Origin of the sequence: Sediminibacterium soli, assembly GCF_009939225.1 — a bacterium.
Taxonomy (GTDB): domain Bacteria; phylum Bacteroidota; class Bacteroidia; order Chitinophagales; family Chitinophagaceae; genus Sediminibacterium; species Sediminibacterium soli.
Genome location: NZ_JAACJR010000008.1, coordinates 1,382,160 through 1,396,830, shown reverse-complemented (window position 1 = coordinate 1,396,830; position 14,671 = coordinate 1,382,160). Strand labels below are relative to the sequence as shown.

Below are 14,671 nucleotides of genomic sequence, written 5' to 3'. Positions count from 1 at the left end.
GTATTATTTCAGCACTTCTGCAAGTTTTCTTTCCAATTCCTCCCCGCGCAAACTGCTTGCAATGATCTTACCCTGCGGGTCCAGCAGTACATTGAAGGGAATGCCTTCTATCTGGTAAGCGGGTACCACGGCGCTCTGCCAGTGTTTGAGATCGCTGATATGCGTCCAGTTTAATTTGTCTTCTTTGATAGCGGCCTCCCAGCTGGCTTTGTCTTCGTCGAGCGACACGCCCAGGATGGTGAAGTTCTTATCCTTGAATTTGTTGTATGCCGCCACTACGTTCGGATTTTCTTTCCTGCAGGGGGCACACCAGCTCGCCCAGAAATCAACCAGTACATATTTTCCCTTCAGGCTGCTCAGTTTGAAAGGAACGCCCTTTGTATCGGGCATCGCTATCTCCGGCGCCTGCTGTCCCATCAGGGCATAGGAGGGTTGCTGTGGTTTATTTTGTACGGTGAGCATACTTTTCAGTATGGCCAGACCGCGATGGGTTTTGAATTTATCGGCAGCGGCCGTGGATAGTTTCACCAGTTCCTCCTGCTGCATGGTGCGTGAGGCCATGCCGATGGCATAATAGGTAGCGGTTCCGTTATCGGATTTGTTAATGAAATCGGTAACAATCGCATTCATGGCTTTCATTTCCGCATCCCTTTTTGCCTCGGCGATTTTCACAAGACTGTCGGATGCGTTTTGTTTGTGAAGCGTATCCAGCTGCATGAATGCGAGGTAAAGAACAGAGTCTTTTACGCGGTACTGCTCAAACAGATCGTGAAGCTGACCGGTTGCAGCGGAGCCGGTTACCTTGTAGGAGCGGTAATGGTTTACATCCATCTCCAGTTTGATGTCTTTCGCATCATTTACAAGCAGCACGTCGGGGCCGTTCTCAACAACCACACGGTACAGACCTTCTTCCTTGGCCAGCGCATGTAGCGAGAATGTGCCATTCGACGCAATGCTGCCCGAATCGAGTATAACAGGCTGCTGCCGGTCAAAAGGAATTTCCTGCAGGAATATTTTCTGCGAAGGAGGGTTGCGTATCTTGCCGCTTACGGTAAAATCACCGCCGCCTTTCTGTTTGCAGGCTGTAATGGAAATAAGCGCGAGTGCTGCGAAAAGAATTTTTTTCATGCTCTGTGATAATGGATGATGCCGGTGTTGCGGGTACAAGAAATACCTGCCGCCTGCGATTAATTGTTCAGTTTTTCTTCGAGAAGCTGTGTTACTATTTTTGGATCGGCTTTTCCTTTGCTTCTTTTCTTTACTTCGCCGACAAATAAACCGATCAAGCCTTTTTTTCCTTTTTTGTATTCCGTTACCTTATCGGGCATGGCGGCCAGGGCCTCGCTTACCCAGGATGCCAGTTCGCCGGCATCGCTTACCTGCAGCAGGTTCATGTCTTCCGCCAGTGCCAGCGGCGAACCGTTTTCCCTGATCAGGGCGGGCAGCAGTTTTGAAGACGCAATGGAAAAGTTAACCTTACCGGATTCCACGAGTTTAATCAGTTCTGCCAGTACCGATGGCTGCAGGCCAAATGAGTCAAAACCCATGCCCGCTTCGTTCAGGAACTGGCGGATGGGCCCGAGCATCCAGTTGGCGATGGCTTTGTATTGATCTGAGTAGGCTGTTACCGACTGAAAATAATCCGAAGCCGCTTTCTCCTCGGCAAGCTGTCTTGCATCGTATTCGGTGAGCTGAAAAGCATTCTGGTACCGGTTAACCAGTTCGTTGGGCAGTGCAGGCAAAGCAGCGGCAATGGTATTGATGAATTCATCCGTTAGATGAAAAGGCGCCAGGTCAGGGTCGGGAAAATAGCGGTAATCGTTTGCTTCCTCTTTATCGCGTATGGCAAATGTTGTGTCTGTAGCGGCATCGAAACTCCTTGTCTGCTGCTGCACTTTTCCGCCCGATTCCACCAGCCGGATCATCCTGTCGATCTCGAATTCGATCGCTTTTTTTACGTTGCGGATGGAGTTGAGGTTCTTGACCTCCACTTTTGTACCCAGGCTTTTTTCTCCTTTCAAACGGATGGAAACATTGGCATCGCAGCGCAGGCTGCCCTCCTCCATATTGCCATCGCATACGCCTATCCAGCGAACCAGTTTGCGGATCTCTGTCACATATTGCCAGGCTTCCTCGGCCGAATAGAGATCGGGTTCTGTAACGATCTCTATCAGCGGCGTTCCCGCACGGTTAAGATCGATGCAGGTATACGCGTCGTCGATATCATGGATGCTCTTGCCTGCATCTTCTTCAAGGTGTATCCTGTTCAGCTGCACCTCCCTTTCGCCATCGGCTGTTTTGATGCGCACTTTCCCGCCTTTGCAGATAGGCGTTGTATGCTGCGATATCTGGTATCCTTTGGGAAGATCGGGGTAGAAATAGTTCTTGCGCGCAAAATAATTGTCCTTTTCTATCTCGCAGTTACAGGCCAGCCCCATCCTGATCGCATACTCAACCGCCTTGCGGTTTGTCACCGGTAAGGTGCCGGGATGCCCCAGTGTAACCGGACTGATATGCGTATTGGGTTCGGCGCCAAAAGCGGTGCTGTCGCCACAAAACAATTTACTATTAGTGGCAAGCTGTGCATGCACTTCCAGGCCGATAACCACCTCGTATTTTTCCGCTGCTTCCAAGAGAATAATATGTTCGGACGAAGGTAGGGAAAAGCGGTGCAGAAAGCTAAATGTAAATAGAGGCGACTATTTCGTCACCCCCATTTTGGACGCCTTCGTATAGAGATCAATTAGGTCAAAAACTTTTTTCGGGGGTGGTTCTCTAATTCGTTCCATTTTGACCCCTGTGAGCAGAGTGTCAATCGTAATAGTATATTTTGGAACCGGCCTTCCAAATGTGAGAATTTTATATTCGTTTACTTTCTTTCCCTTGATGCTATCCATAAAGGGTGAAAGTTGAATAGGCAACTCATTAAATTCATTTGAATACGCCAAGCAGAGAATACCTTTTTGGGCAGTGCCCACCTTATATTGAAAATAATACTCCTCGCTCAAAAGGCCAGAATCTTGATAGGAATGGGCTTGAATCAATTTCATGTTCATCCCTTCAAAAAACTCTCTTAAACGTAGATCAAGATGCTTACGGACATAGATTGCCGTATCAATGTGCCCTCGAAGATCATATTCATGGAATGTAGGATGAAACATTCTTCCATAACTGCTGTCCTTGTGATGAATAAAGTAACCATCAATAATCTCGCTTTTAACAATGCTGCCATTAATAGCTGTCGAATCCTGCCTTCCGGGAATACGCTATATTCTTAAGTCATCTGAAAAATAATAATCCGCCACGATTGGTGTCATATCCTTTAAATTTTCCTTGCAAAGTGATATCTCCGGCTTTCGCATAAAAATTATCATTTAGCAATACAGTCGGATACCCATCTATTTTGATTTGTAATAGAATAACTGTTCGGATTGGTGCATGCGCGTTATCCAAAAACACTTCACGATGTTTTAAAAGAAAACTGAATTACTAAAATTTCTTCGGGGGGGATTAACTAATATACAAATATCTTCTTATGGTTCTTTTTTTGACAAAAATCTGATATGATGCTGTTTTTCGGCAATAAAAAACCGCGCTGGGAACAGCGCGGCCTATATGCACATGAGAAAAAAAATATAGTACTGACTATAGCTCTGCCATTTTCAATTTCCTGGGGAAGGAAATGGTGGCTGTCTGGCTTTTTCCGGCGCGCTGGTAAGTAACTTTCACGCTGTCACCTTCTTTCAGGTCGCGGATATTGTTTTTTAATTCATCCACGGAACTGATGATCTTGCCGTTGATATCGGTGATCAGATCCTCTTTTTTCAACCCGGCTTTTTCTGCTGCTGAAGCATCGTCCACATCGGTTATTTTCACACCTTTTCCCTCAGGAACATCCTGGATGGTCATGCCCAGCCTGGGTTTGCGCAAGCCATTCCATTCCATGTCTTCCAGCCCGCGCAGCGGGGGCATGTTGAAATTGAAATTAGGTTCCAGGTCGTTGCTGTTGAAATTGAATACCCGGCCGTTGGTACGATTCCTGCCCAGTGTGGCAGACGCGGTGGTTTCTTTACCATCGCGCAGGTAAGTGATGGAGACTTTGTCTTCGGGATCATGTTTGCCGATGGCCTCGTACAGATCGTCGCTGCCGCTGATCTTTGTATCGCCAACCCTGGTGATGATATCGTCCTGTTTGAGACCCGCTTTTTCGGCGGCGCTTTCTTTTTCCACGCTTACGATCCTGGCGCCTTTTTCATCTTTTTTGGAATTCACACCCAGTACGGCTTTGTTACCGAAGGCAAAACCATTCCCAAACATTTTTGCCCCGCCGCCCATCGGCGCCATGCGGCCAAATATAGGCGCATCGGGACCGGCATGGTTACGCAACACTTCCACATCGGAATCTTTCAGCTCGCTCAATGGTTTTCCGTTAACCGTAATCTCATCACCGTCGATAACGATGGTGGTCTTTTCTTTTGCCCCGGGTTTTTTCCGGATGGTGATGCTTTCTTCTTTTTCTTTCTTTGGGAGTTTTTCTGTTTTCTCGCGGGTTTGCGCGGTGGCGGCAACGCTCACACAAAATGCAAGTGCAGCGGCTGGTATCAGTTTCTTGTACATGGCTGGATAATTTAGTTATACGAATAATTTAGTAGATCAAATCTACAGGCTTCGACAAATACGAAGGTGTTCGGAAATGTTAAAAAAGGTTAATGATTTTCGGCGCGGGGATGATAGCTGCACGGGGGGCGGTTGTCTGCCACATCACGTACAATAAATTGAAAATCAATTTATTGATGATCAAGAAAAAAAACGGGACGGTCAATATGCGCAATGGCGGCAACTTTTGGAAAGCTGTCAAACCTTCCAAAAGTTGTTGTTTGTTTCTCTAAAGCAGGGAACGGAGTTTCTCAATAACCTGCGGAAGATTGCCGGCATCCTGCCCGCCGGCAGTGGCCAGCGTTTTTTGTCCGCCGCCGCCGCCCTTGATCAGTCCTGCCACATGTTCCCTGATCAGTTTCGGCGCTTCCAGGTTTTTGCTGTTGCTCAAAGTTTCGTCGATCAGTATCGCCACCTGTGCTTTGCCTTCTATATTGGCGGCAAGTACCACGAAATAATTTGTCAGCTCGTTTTTCAGTTCGAAGCAAAGTTTTTTCAATGCATCGGCAGAGCCGATATCCACGATCGCACCCAGAAAGCTGGCGCCATGAACAGATTCCGTTTTGCCGATCAGTTCATTCCTGATGATGTTAAGCTGTTTTGCTTCGAGGCTTTCGATTCGTTTTTTCAGGTCTGCCTGTTCGCTTACCAGGTTTTCCACGGCTTTCACCAGCTCCTTCGGCGCTTTCAGCAGTTCGCGTATCGCGCCCAGCTGTTCTGCCTGTTCGTTAAAAAGCGCTTCTGCAGCACCTCCGCTTACGGCCTCTATTCTTCGCACGCCGGCTGCCACGGCAGATTCGTGTCTGATCCGGAATGCACCCAGTTCACCGGTGGCGCCAACATGGGTGCCTCCGCACAGTTCGATCGAATAACCGGGATCGATGATGACCACGCGAACGGTATCGCCGTATTTTTCTCCAAATAATGCCATCGCACCCATGGCCACTGCCTCGTCCTTGTTCATCTCCCTGATAAAGACGGGGATGTTCTCACGGATCTTTTCATTCACCATGGTTTCTACAGACCGGATATCTTCTGCAGACAGTTTGGCAAAATGAGAAAAATCGAAACGAAGCTGTCCATCGTTCACCAGGCTTCCTTTCTGCGCCACATGCGTGCCCAATACTTTGCGTAATGCGGCATGCAGCAAATGGGTTGCGGTATGGTGTATGGCGGTTGACTGGCGTTTGGCAGTATCTATCCTGGCTATGACACCGGTGTTTATTCCGGTGGGCAGCTGTTCGGTAAAATGAATGGTAAGGTTGTTTTCTTTTTTGGTATCGATAACGGGAATGATCTCTCCTCCAAAATCGAGTGTGCCGGTATCACCTGCCTGTCCGCCGCTTTCTGCATAAAAAGGTGTTGCCTCGAGCACCAGCTGGTATGCTTCCTTACCCTTGGCTTTTACCTTGCGGTATTTTACCACCCTGCTCTTTGCTTCGGCAGAATCGTAGCCAATGAATTCGCTGAAACCGGAATCGGTCAGCACCACCCAGTCTTCCGTATCAACGGTGCCTGCGGCACGGCTCCTGTTCTTCTGCTGCTGCATTTCCGCATCAAACCCCGCTTCATCCACCGTAAGGTTTCTCTCCGATGCGATCAAACGTGTCAGGTCGATCGGGAAACCGAACGTATCGAACAGTTCGAATGCCGCTTTTCCTCCTATCTGATTTCCCGATGCGCCGATGATATCGTCTATGCGTTTCAGTCCTTTGTCGAGCGTTTTCAGAAACGCATCTTCTTCTTCTTTCACCACCCTGGTTACAAAATCCTGCTGTTGCCCCAGCTCGGGAAATACATGGCCGAACTGTGCGGCAAGCACGGGGATCAGCTGGTACAGCAGAGGCTGTTTGTAATTGAGGTAGGTGTAATAGTACCGCACGGCGCGGCGTAATATCCGCCTGATCACATAACCCGCGCCGTTATTGGCGGGTAACTGCCCGTCGGCGATGGTGAAAGCGATGGCGCGGATATGATCCGACAGTACGCGGAAAGCCACCGCTTCGCGTGAGTCGTTCTGCGGATATTGCCGGCCGGAGATCTTTTCGATCGCGGCAATGGTACCGCTGAACACATCGGTATCATAGTTACTTTGTTTTTGCTGCAGTACGCGCACCAGGCGTTCAAATCCCATTCCGGTATCCACATGTTTTGCCGGCAATTGTTCCAGCGTTCCGTCTTTCAGGCGGTTGAACTGGATGAATACATTGTTCCATATCTCTATCACCTGCGGGTGGTCCTGGTTGACCAGGGTTTTGCCATCCACCTGTTTTCTTTCTTCTTCGGTGCGGCAATCCACATGTATTTCGGTACAGGGTCCGCAGGGGCCCGTATCGCCCATTTCCCAGAAATTGTCTTTTTTGCCGAATGGCAGTATCCGATCTTCGGGCATCAGCTTCGCCCATTCGCCGGCAGCTTCCTCATCGCGCGGGATGCCTTCTTTTTCATCGCCTGCAAAAACGGTTATGTATAACCGGTCTTTATCGAGTTTGTATACTTCTGTAAGCAGTTCCCAGCTCCATGCGATCGCTTCTTTTTTGAAATAATCGCCAAAGCTCCAGTTGCCCAGCATTTCGAACATGGTATGGTGATAGGTATCTACGCCCACTTCTTCCAGGTCATTGTGTTTACCGCTTACGCGAAGACATTTCTGGGTATCCGCAATGCGGGTGAACTCGGGCTTCCGGTTGCCGAGAAAATAATCCTTGAACTGGTTCATGCCCGCATTGGTGAACAGCAGGGTGGGATCGTTCTTTACCACGATGGGTGCCGATGGCACGATCTGGTGTTTCTTTGAAGCAAAGAAATCAAGGAACTGTTTGCGTATCTCGGCGCTGGTCATCATTACAGGGAAAATTTAAGAAGATTGTTAGTGGCTTAGAAACTATATTTGGGCACTTTTTAAGGGTGTCAAAGGTACGGAAATAAGGAAAAATCAAATGTGAGAAGTGGGGGTCAAAATCAGTTTTACCGCTGCTTTTTTTCTCTTTTTAAGTGTTTTTCATGAAAAAGGTCAAATACTACTATAACACCCATACGCTGCGCTATGAAAAGCTGGATGTGCCTTTGCGGGTAAAACTGCTGCGGGTGATCGGTTTTGTGGCCAGTTCGATCGTTACGGGTACCCTTATCTTTATCATAGCTTTCCAGTATATCGATTCTCCCAAGGAAAAATTCCTGCGTCAGCAGAATGAGGACCTGCGCAACAACTACAGTATTTTTACCGAACGCATCAAGCAGCTTGAGTTGCAGATGGACGAGATCGAGAACCGCGATAACAATGTATACCGGATGATCTTCCAGGCAAACCCTATTCCCGACAGTGCACGCGTGGAAGATATGCTGAAGAAAAAAGAAGTGAAACTGGTGCAGCAGATGGGCGAATCGGAGCTGGTGAAAAGCATCACGGCGCAGCTCAACGATCTTTCGCTGCGTACGGCTTACCAGCAGCATTCTTTCGACGAGATCAATAACCTGATCAATAACAAAGAAAAACTGCTGGCGGCCACGCCATCCATACAGCCTGTCAGCAACAAGAACCTCGACCGCATCGCTTCCGGCTTTGGATACCGGATAGATCCCGTACTGAAATACCGCAAAGCGCATCTGGGTATGGATTTCACCGCCCCGCAGGGAACACCGATCTATGCAACAGCCGATGGCACCATTACCGATGCCGGTTTCAATACAGGCGGTTATGGCAACCGGGTGGTGATCAGCCATGGGTTTGGTTATGAAACACTGTACGGGCATATGTACAGTATCAAAGCCAGGGTGGGCGAGCAGGTAAAACGCGGGCAGGTGATCGGCTATATCGGATCTACCGGAAAAAGCACCGGGCCGCATTGCCATTACGAGGTGCACCGGAGAGGCGTGCCACAGGATCCCATCTATTATTTCTACAACGATATCTCACCGGCGCAGTTTGACCGCATCGTGAAAATGGCCGCTGCAAGCAACCAGAGTTTTGATTAATGCAAAATCAAAAGTAAAAATTCAAAAATCGGCGGTCATAGCCAGTGCATCGATCGCCGGTTTCGGAAGAAAATCGGAACTTTATACCTAAACCGCGTGCGATGGAACCTGGTATGAAAAAATACCTGCTGCGTATTGTCAATACGCTGGCCATGGGGTTGCTGTGGATGGCAGTGAACTGCACGCTTGGCATCAAGTACGATCTCGGGTTTGTACACGATCATATCACCAGGGCCAACCTGCTTTTTTACCTGTGGTTTCTGATCAGTCTTGCCGCTTTTCTCTGGTGGGTGATCTGGGTGTGGAGCAAGCCGCTGGATATTGAACAATAAGCAATTTAAAAGCGAGGGGATTTGAAAATTTGAAAATGGGTATCTTGTTACGGCAATCAACCTGTCATCGGCTCAGGCAATGCAGCCGTTCTTATTTTCAAATTGTCAAATCCCCTCACTTTCAAATCACTCCCATGTTTCTGAAACGAATTTCCAAATGGGTTATGATTGCGGGAGTGCTGCTGATATGGGGTGTTAAATTCATTATCCGGCCTTTTGTGTATATACCGGTATCGGTCAAACCGATTGTCGGCATCGCGCCAAACCTGATCGGTTCTTTTTTGCTGCCTTTTGGCGCCTGTCTTTTCTTTCAGCGTATTTTCCGCTTGCAAAGCCAGCGGGATCTTGGCCTTACCTGCCTGATCGGGCTGCTGCTGGTGGTACTTAACGAATACCTGCAGAAGATACCGGTGTTCGGCAGAACGTTCGATTACCTCGATATCTTTTCTTCGGTGATCGGTGTCTGTATCGGTCACTGGGTGTTCGGCCGGCTGATGCGCAGCCGCGAAGCCCTGATCGGGTAACTCAGCTGCTGTGATCGGCTACGATCACCCACTGCCCCCTGATCTTTTTCAGCAGCAGCGTATAATGCCCGTCCAGGTTGCCGATGGTTCTGGTGAGCATCCATTTGCCGATTACAAAATACGCGTCCGGAGCAAGCCGCTGCACTTTCAGGATATGAAAGGAGAGTTTGCCCATGGCCGCGGCGTCGGGATAGCTTTTTCTATAATTCTCCAGCGTGGCGTTATAACCATAGGTAAGACCCCTTTTGCCCACAAATACCAGGCTGTCGTTTTTCCAGTAGGTCTGCATAAATGCTTCGATATTGCCTTTGTTCCATTCAATGGTCTGGGTATGGAGCAGCTGGCGGATGGTTTGTTCGTCTTTATCCTGTGCGGCGGCAGACAGCAATCCCGCAAACAAAAAGCATACAAAGGCAATGGGTTTCATAAAAAGCTTTTGAGAAAGCTACGCAAAATCAGGTATACGCGCGAACCATTTCTCTTTTACCCCAGGGGCCGGGGATCTTTTCAACCGAAAATCCCGCTGCCGAAAGGGCCCTGCGTACGGTTGCTTTACTGCAATACGTGGTGAGCACTCCGCCCGGCAGGAGCAGCTCATGCAATTGTTCAAAAAAGGGCTGTGACCATAGTTCAGGCTGCACATCGGGTGCAAAGGCATCAAAAAAAATACAGTGAACCGGATCCGTGACAACCGGCGCCGGCAGATAGCAGTGCATTTTCAGCAGGGAGAAACAGGGGCTGATGGCAACCGGTTTTTCCCAGTCGGCGTTATGGAGTTTAAGAAAGGCTTCCTGCAGCTGCAGCAGCGCTCCGTGGTTTACAGACCTGGCTTCTTCGATGGTCAACGGATATTTTTCTGTGGAGATGTATTCGATACAACGGGTATGTTGTTCCGCTTCGCGAAGGCTGAGAATTGCGTTCAGTCCTGTGCCAAAACCGATCTCCAGTATCCGGATCGCCGTATCGGCAGGAGATGCCAGCAATGGTTTCAGACCCGCTTCGATAAACACCTGCATGCTCTCCTGTATGGCGCCGTGATGGCTATGATAGGTTAGCTGCATCTCCGGGATGGCAATGGTGTGCGAACCGTCTGCGGTCAGCTGGATAAGACGCTGCATGATGCAAAAGTACACCGCCGGCAATGCCCGGTCACACAGATTTTTTATAAACGGGCGCAATCATTTGCGGATCTGCGGCTAATTTCAGCCAGTCGTTTAATTTTATGGTATGAGTTACCACGAACATCTTGGCAAAGACAAAAAGCTTCTGAAAGCCCTGGGAGAGGCCACCCACCAATTGAAACTGCATCCCAATATACCCGTTCGCATCATGGCGAGCGTTATGAGCCAGCAGCTGAGCACAAAAGTTGCCGATGTGATCTACAGGCGGTTCCTTGACCTGTATGGCGGAAAAGAACCCAAGCCAAAGCAGGTCCTGGATACACCGCCGGCAACATTGCGCGCCATCGGACTGAGCAATGCAAAAGTGAGTTATGTACACAATGTGGCAAAGTTCTGTATCGAACACAGGATCACGGATAAAAAATTGCTGGCGATGGAAAATGAGGCCATCATTGCATTACTCACCCAGATCAAAGGCATCGGGCGCTGGTCTGTTGAAATGCTGCTTATGTTCACACTTGGCCGCGAAGACGTGTTTGCTGTAGACGATTTTGGTATCCAGAAAGGGATGGTCAGGTTATATAAACTCGATACCACGGATAAAAAGGGGATGAAAGAAAAAATGCTGAAGATATCCGCTAAATGGAGCCCCTACCGGACCTATGCCTGTTTGCATCTGTGGAGATGGCAGGATAATGCACCGGACCCCAAGAAATAACAGCGGTCAAAAAACGGCCGGTTTCCTCTGCGGTGAAAAAATCCGCAGAGGAAACCGGCCGTTTTGCAACGTATCATTGACGCAAACCTCAGGCTGAATTCCTTGCCGCGTTGATAATGCCGAACATACTTCTGGTAACCAGTTTTTCGTACACTTGTTTTCTTTCCGCACTGACCGAAGGATCATTCAGATGAAACAATGCATATTGCTGTATGGTCAGCAGGGGCAGTACGATCTTATCACGCATGAGTATGGAGGCCCGTCCCGTTTTGTCTTCCTGCATCAGCTCCTTCGAGCCCGCCAGTTCCAGCACAAGCTGCTGGGTAAGATCGAATTCTTTTTTGATCAGCTCCCATATAGGGCCGTAGGTGGCGTCTTTCTCGATATGCTGTGTGGGTGCAAAATTGGATTTCAGCATGCTCATCATGCTGTTATCGATCAGCGTGCGGAAGAAAAGCGTGTTGCGGAACATGGCTTTGACATCTTCCCAGAGACCTTTTTCCTTCATCTGTTTTAACGCGGTGCCTACGCCGTAATAGCCGGGTACATTCTGTTTCAGCTGGCTCCAGCTTCCCACAAAAGGCACGGCCCGGAGGTCTTCAAAACGCAGTTCCGTACCGCCCCCTCTTTTGGCAGGCCGGCTGGCAATATTGCTTTTGCTGTAATAGTTAAGCGGACTGAATTTCTGCAGGTACCGCATGAACAGCGGGTGCTGTTTGAACTGCTGGTACACTTCATAGCTGGTCTGCCCCAGTTCTTCCATCAAATGCCTGTCGTGCTGTGATAACTGTATACGCTGGTCGGCAAACAGTTCGTTGCTGATACCGGCACTCAGCAGCTGTTCCAGGTTATACTGCGAAGACTGTATCGTGCCGAAATTGGAGGTGATGGTCTGTCCCTGTATCGTCAGTTGTATCTCCTCGTTCTCGATGGTATTACCAAGAGAGGCATAGAATTTATTGGTCTTGCCCCCGCCGCGAGAAGGCGGTCCGCCACGGCCATCGAAGAACTTGGCTTTGATGCTGTATTTGCGGGAGATGGCGGTAAGGTTTTCTTTTGCGCGGTAGATGCCCCAGTTGGCTTCCAGGTAGCCGCCGTCTTTTGTGCCATCGCTGAAGCCCAGCATGATGGTCTGTTGTTTTTTGCGATGGTGCAGGTGCTGGTTGTAGGCGGGCAGTTCGTACAGCGATTCCATCACCGCTTCGGCAGCTTTCAGATCGTCGATGGTTTCGAACAGCGGAACGATGTCGATGGAAAGTTCGCCGGCGCCGCTGCACAGGCGGGCAAGTGCGTATACCTCCATTACATTCACCGCACTCTGGCAGTTGCTGATGATATAGCGTTCGCAGCCCTTGGTGCCATTGCGTTGCTGTATGAGTGTGATGGCACAGATACTCTGTAAGGTTTCGCGAACCTGTTCATCTTCAAAAACTCTCGGATCGATCGTTGCTTCAAGACCCGCCAGCAGGTTCATTTTTGCTTCTGCGGAAAACGTGTCGTAGTTATCGGGCAATATCGGTGTAAGGCCTTTTGCAACCAGTTCCGTGTTCATCTGCGCCAGTACCCTGGTATGGATGCGGCTGTCCTGCCTGATATCCAGCGCTGCGAAATAAGTGCCGAATATCTTCACCTTATGTATCAGGCTGTCCAGTCTTGACAGAAACAGCGAATGGTGTTTTGAAACGATCAGCTCCCGTATCGCATACAACTGCTGTAGCAGTTCTTCCGAGGTAATATGCGATGATTCGTTGGGGCGGAACACGTTCTCATACAAACGCTGTTCCAGCGCATGCATTATCGTATCCACACCTGTAAAAGTGAGTCTTCTTGTGAGTTTGCGGATATCACGGTAATAACACACGATGATGGCACTGCGCAATGCCTCGGCCACTTTCAGTGTGATATCGGCCGTAACATAGGGATTGCCGTCGCGGTCGCCGCCGGGCCAGAAACCCAGTTCGATAAAGGGATTGTCGCCGTCGAAACCGTTGTCAAATACCTCCTGGTTGATATAGTTGTAAATATTGCCGATAGACTGGTACAGTATATTTTCCAGGTACCACATCAGGTTTACCGCCTCGTCAAAAGGCGTTGGCTGCTTTTTGTTGAAGAAGGGAGTGATCCCCAGCTGCTCGATGTACTGGTTGATGGTATGGAAATCGTTGCGCGCAATGGCTTCGCCCAGGTCGTGAATAATGCCCAGCACCGTTCCGGGATAGAACTGCGTGGGATGCGCGGTAAGTACCACGCGTACCCTGAACCTGCGCAGTTTATTCTTCAGCGCCTGGGTCTTGCCGGCAAAAACCGCTTCGTTAAGCAGCGCTTTCAGACTGCCGGGGCCGTTTATATCGTTAACGGTGGTAAAAGCGGCATCTTCGATAGAGTCGAACAGCACCACCTGCCGCTCTATGTACTGCACAAACTTGAACAGCCTGTCCAGCTGGTCCGTTTCGGATGTAACGGTGGTATGCTGTTTGAAGAAATGATCGATGATCTGCATCGGGTCTTTTCCTTCCGCATAGCCTTCCACACAGGCCTGCAGCAGAATGGGTAATAACGCGCCTACATTGGCGATGCCGGAAAAAGGAAGCGCGGCGAACAGGCTGTTGTAGATCACATACTTGTCCGTTACATTGCGCTTGAAATGGGTAATGTATTGAGAGGATGACATAATTGCTTGCGGTGCTGAAGTTAGGAAAGATTGCGCATTGTAGGCCCGTCTATATCAACGGTGGGTCTGTAATGGCCATTTTCGGGGCTTTCGTTATTTTTATAAAAATTGTTCCGCATGCATGCAGATGACAGGGAATTACTGGTTGCGTTCCGGCAGGAGGCGTCGAAGGAGCGGGCATTTACGGCCATCATCAAAAAATACCAGGAAAAACTGTACTGGCATGTGCGCCGCATGGTGGTAGACCACGACGACGCCAACGACGTGCTGCAGAATATGTTTATCAAAGTGTGGAACGGCCTGGAGAATTTCCGCGAAGACAGCCAGCTCTATACCTGGCTGTACCGCATCGCCACCAACGAAGCGCTGAGTTTCCTGGAACAGCAGAAAAGAAAGAGCACGGTCCCGCTTGACGAGGTGGCGGCCGGTTTAAGCAATAAAGTGAAGGCCGACAGCAATTTTGACAGCAACCGGCTGGAGTGGAAACTGCAGCTGGCGATACAGCAACTGCCTGAAAAACAACGGGTAGTGTTCAATCTCAGGTATTTCGACGAGATGCCTTACCAGCAAATGAGCCAGGTACTCGATACCAGCGAAGGGGCATTGAAGGCAAGCTATCACCACGCGGCCAAAAAAATAGAGGATTTCCTCAGAAATCATTAAACCAAGGATAT

General features: G+C 49.3%; 13 protein-coding genes. 5 read left to right on the top strand and 8 right to left on the bottom strand.

Annotated features, from left to right (window positions below; all coding sequences use genetic code 11):
- Window positions 1–3 precede the first annotated feature (3 nt).
- The 5 genes from GWC94_RS13120 to alaS form a co-directional block, all read right to left on the bottom strand.
- On the bottom strand, window positions 4–1,128 hold the full coding sequence (locus GWC94_RS13120; protein ID WP_161835465.1) for a TlpA disulfide reductase family protein: 1,125 nt from the start codon (window positions 1,126–1,128) through the stop codon (window positions 4–6).
- A 59-nt stretch (window positions 1,129–1,187) separates the two neighbouring features.
- Window positions 1,188–2,633 (bottom strand): Asp-tRNA(Asn)/Glu-tRNA(Gln) amidotransferase subunit GatB, encoded by a 1,446-nt coding sequence (gene gatB, locus GWC94_RS13115; protein ID WP_161835464.1) that lies wholly within the window; start codon window positions 2,631–2,633, stop codon window positions 1,188–1,190.
- A gap of 66 nt (window positions 2,634–2,699) precedes the next feature.
- Window positions 2,700–3,161 (bottom strand): hypothetical protein, encoded by a 462-nt coding sequence (locus GWC94_RS13110; RefSeq protein ID WP_161835463.1) that lies wholly within the window; start codon window positions 3,159–3,161, stop codon window positions 2,700–2,702.
- A gap of 484 nt (window positions 3,162–3,645) precedes the next feature.
- Window positions 3,646–4,617 (bottom strand): PDZ domain-containing protein, encoded by a 972-nt coding sequence (locus GWC94_RS13105; RefSeq protein WP_161835462.1) that lies wholly within the window; start codon window positions 4,615–4,617, stop codon window positions 3,646–3,648.
- A gap of 268 nt (window positions 4,618–4,885) precedes the next feature.
- The gene (alaS, locus tag GWC94_RS13100; RefSeq protein ID WP_202628758.1) at window positions 4,886–7,501 is read right to left on the bottom strand and encodes an alanine--tRNA ligase; all 2,616 of its coding nucleotides are present in this window, start codon (window positions 7,499–7,501) and stop codon (window positions 4,886–4,888) included.
- A 158-nt stretch (window positions 7,502–7,659) separates the two neighbouring features.
- On the opposite strand from alaS, the gene GWC94_RS13095 reads away from it, so the two are divergent.
- The 3 genes from GWC94_RS13095 (at window position 7,660) to GWC94_RS13085 (ending at window position 9,487) form a co-directional block, all read left to right on the top strand.
- Window positions 7,660–8,631 (top strand): M23 family metallopeptidase, encoded by a 972-nt coding sequence (locus tag GWC94_RS13095; protein WP_161835461.1) that lies wholly within the window; start codon window positions 7,660–7,662, stop codon window positions 8,629–8,631.
- 101 nt (window positions 8,632–8,732) lie between these two features.
- Entirely contained in the window at window positions 8,733–8,963 is a 231-nt protein-coding gene (locus tag GWC94_RS13090; protein WP_161835460.1) for a hypothetical protein, read from the top strand.
- Window positions 8,964–9,097: 134 nt separating this feature from the next.
- Window positions 9,098–9,487 (top strand): hypothetical protein, encoded by a 390-nt coding sequence (locus tag GWC94_RS13085; protein ID WP_161835459.1) that lies wholly within the window; start codon window positions 9,098–9,100, stop codon window positions 9,485–9,487.
- Window position 9,488: 1 nt separating this feature from the next.
- Here GWC94_RS13085 and GWC94_RS13080 read toward each other — a convergent pair whose 3' ends face one another.
- Both GWC94_RS13080 and mnmD read right to left on the bottom strand, forming a co-directional pair.
- Window positions 9,489–9,914 (bottom strand): YybH family protein, encoded by a 426-nt coding sequence (locus GWC94_RS13080; protein WP_161835458.1) that lies wholly within the window; start codon window positions 9,912–9,914, stop codon window positions 9,489–9,491.
- A 28-nt stretch (window positions 9,915–9,942) separates the two neighbouring features.
- Entirely contained in the window at window positions 9,943–10,605 is a 663-nt protein-coding gene (gene mnmD, locus GWC94_RS13075) for a tRNA (5-methylaminomethyl-2-thiouridine)(34)-methyltransferase MnmD (protein ID WP_161835457.1), read from the bottom strand.
- Between the two features lie 109 nt (window positions 10,606–10,714).
- On the opposite strand from mnmD, the gene GWC94_RS13070 reads away from it, so the two are divergent.
- The gene (locus GWC94_RS13070) at window positions 10,715–11,326 is read left to right on the top strand and encodes a DNA-3-methyladenine glycosylase family protein (RefSeq protein WP_161835456.1); all 612 of its coding nucleotides are present in this window, start codon (window positions 10,715–10,717) and stop codon (window positions 11,324–11,326) included.
- Window positions 11,327–11,414: 88 nt separating this feature from the next.
- Here GWC94_RS13070 and GWC94_RS13065 read toward each other — a convergent pair whose 3' ends face one another.
- Window positions 11,415–13,997, bottom strand: a complete 2,583-nt coding sequence (locus GWC94_RS13065) for a phosphoenolpyruvate carboxylase (RefSeq protein ID WP_161835455.1) — start codon at window positions 13,995–13,997, stop codon at window positions 11,415–11,417.
- A gap of 117 nt (window positions 13,998–14,114) precedes the next feature.
- Between GWC94_RS13065 and GWC94_RS13060 the strand changes: the two genes are divergently transcribed.
- Window positions 14,115–14,660: an RNA polymerase sigma factor gene (locus GWC94_RS13060; protein WP_161835454.1), complete on the top strand. Its 546-nt coding sequence runs from the start codon at window positions 14,115–14,117 to the stop codon at window positions 14,658–14,660.
- Window positions 14,661–14,671 lie beyond the last annotated feature (11 nt).

Coding starts and splice junctions, on each gene's coding strand:
- GWC94_RS13080 (WP_161835458.1), bottom strand. CDS start 9,914: ATGAAACCCATTGCCTTTGTATGCTTTTTGTTTGCGGGATTGCTGTCT.
- GWC94_RS13095 (WP_161835461.1), top strand. CDS start 7,660: ATGAAAAAGGTCAAATACTACTATAACACCCATACGCTGCGCTATGAA.
- mnmD (WP_161835457.1), bottom strand. CDS start 10,605: ATGCAGCGTCTTATCCAGCTGACCGCAGACGGTTCGCACACCATTGCC.
- GWC94_RS13085 (WP_161835459.1), top strand. CDS start 9,098: ATGTTTCTGAAACGAATTTCCAAATGGGTTATGATTGCGGGAGTGCTG.
- GWC94_RS13110 (WP_161835463.1), bottom strand. CDS start 3,161: ATGTTTCATCCTACATTCCATGAATATGATCTTCGAGGGCACATTGAT.
- GWC94_RS13105 (WP_161835462.1), bottom strand. CDS start 4,617: ATGTACAAGAAACTGATACCAGCCGCTGCACTTGCATTTTGTGTGAGC.
- GWC94_RS13060 (WP_161835454.1), top strand. CDS start 14,115: ATGCATGCAGATGACAGGGAATTACTGGTTGCGTTCCGGCAGGAGGCG.
- alaS (WP_202628758.1), bottom strand. CDS start 7,501: ATGATGACCAGCGCCGAGATACGCAAACAGTTCCTTGATTTCTTTGCT.
- GWC94_RS13090 (WP_161835460.1), top strand. CDS start 8,733: ATGGAACCTGGTATGAAAAAATACCTGCTGCGTATTGTCAATACGCTG.
- GWC94_RS13070 (WP_161835456.1), top strand. CDS start 10,715: ATGAGTTACCACGAACATCTTGGCAAAGACAAAAAGCTTCTGAAAGCC.
- GWC94_RS13065 (WP_161835455.1), bottom strand. CDS start 13,997: ATGTCATCCTCTCAATACATTACCCATTTCAAGCGCAATGTAACGGAC.
- GWC94_RS13120 (WP_161835465.1), bottom strand. CDS start 1,128: ATGAAAAAAATTCTTTTCGCAGCACTCGCGCTTATTTCCATTACAGCC.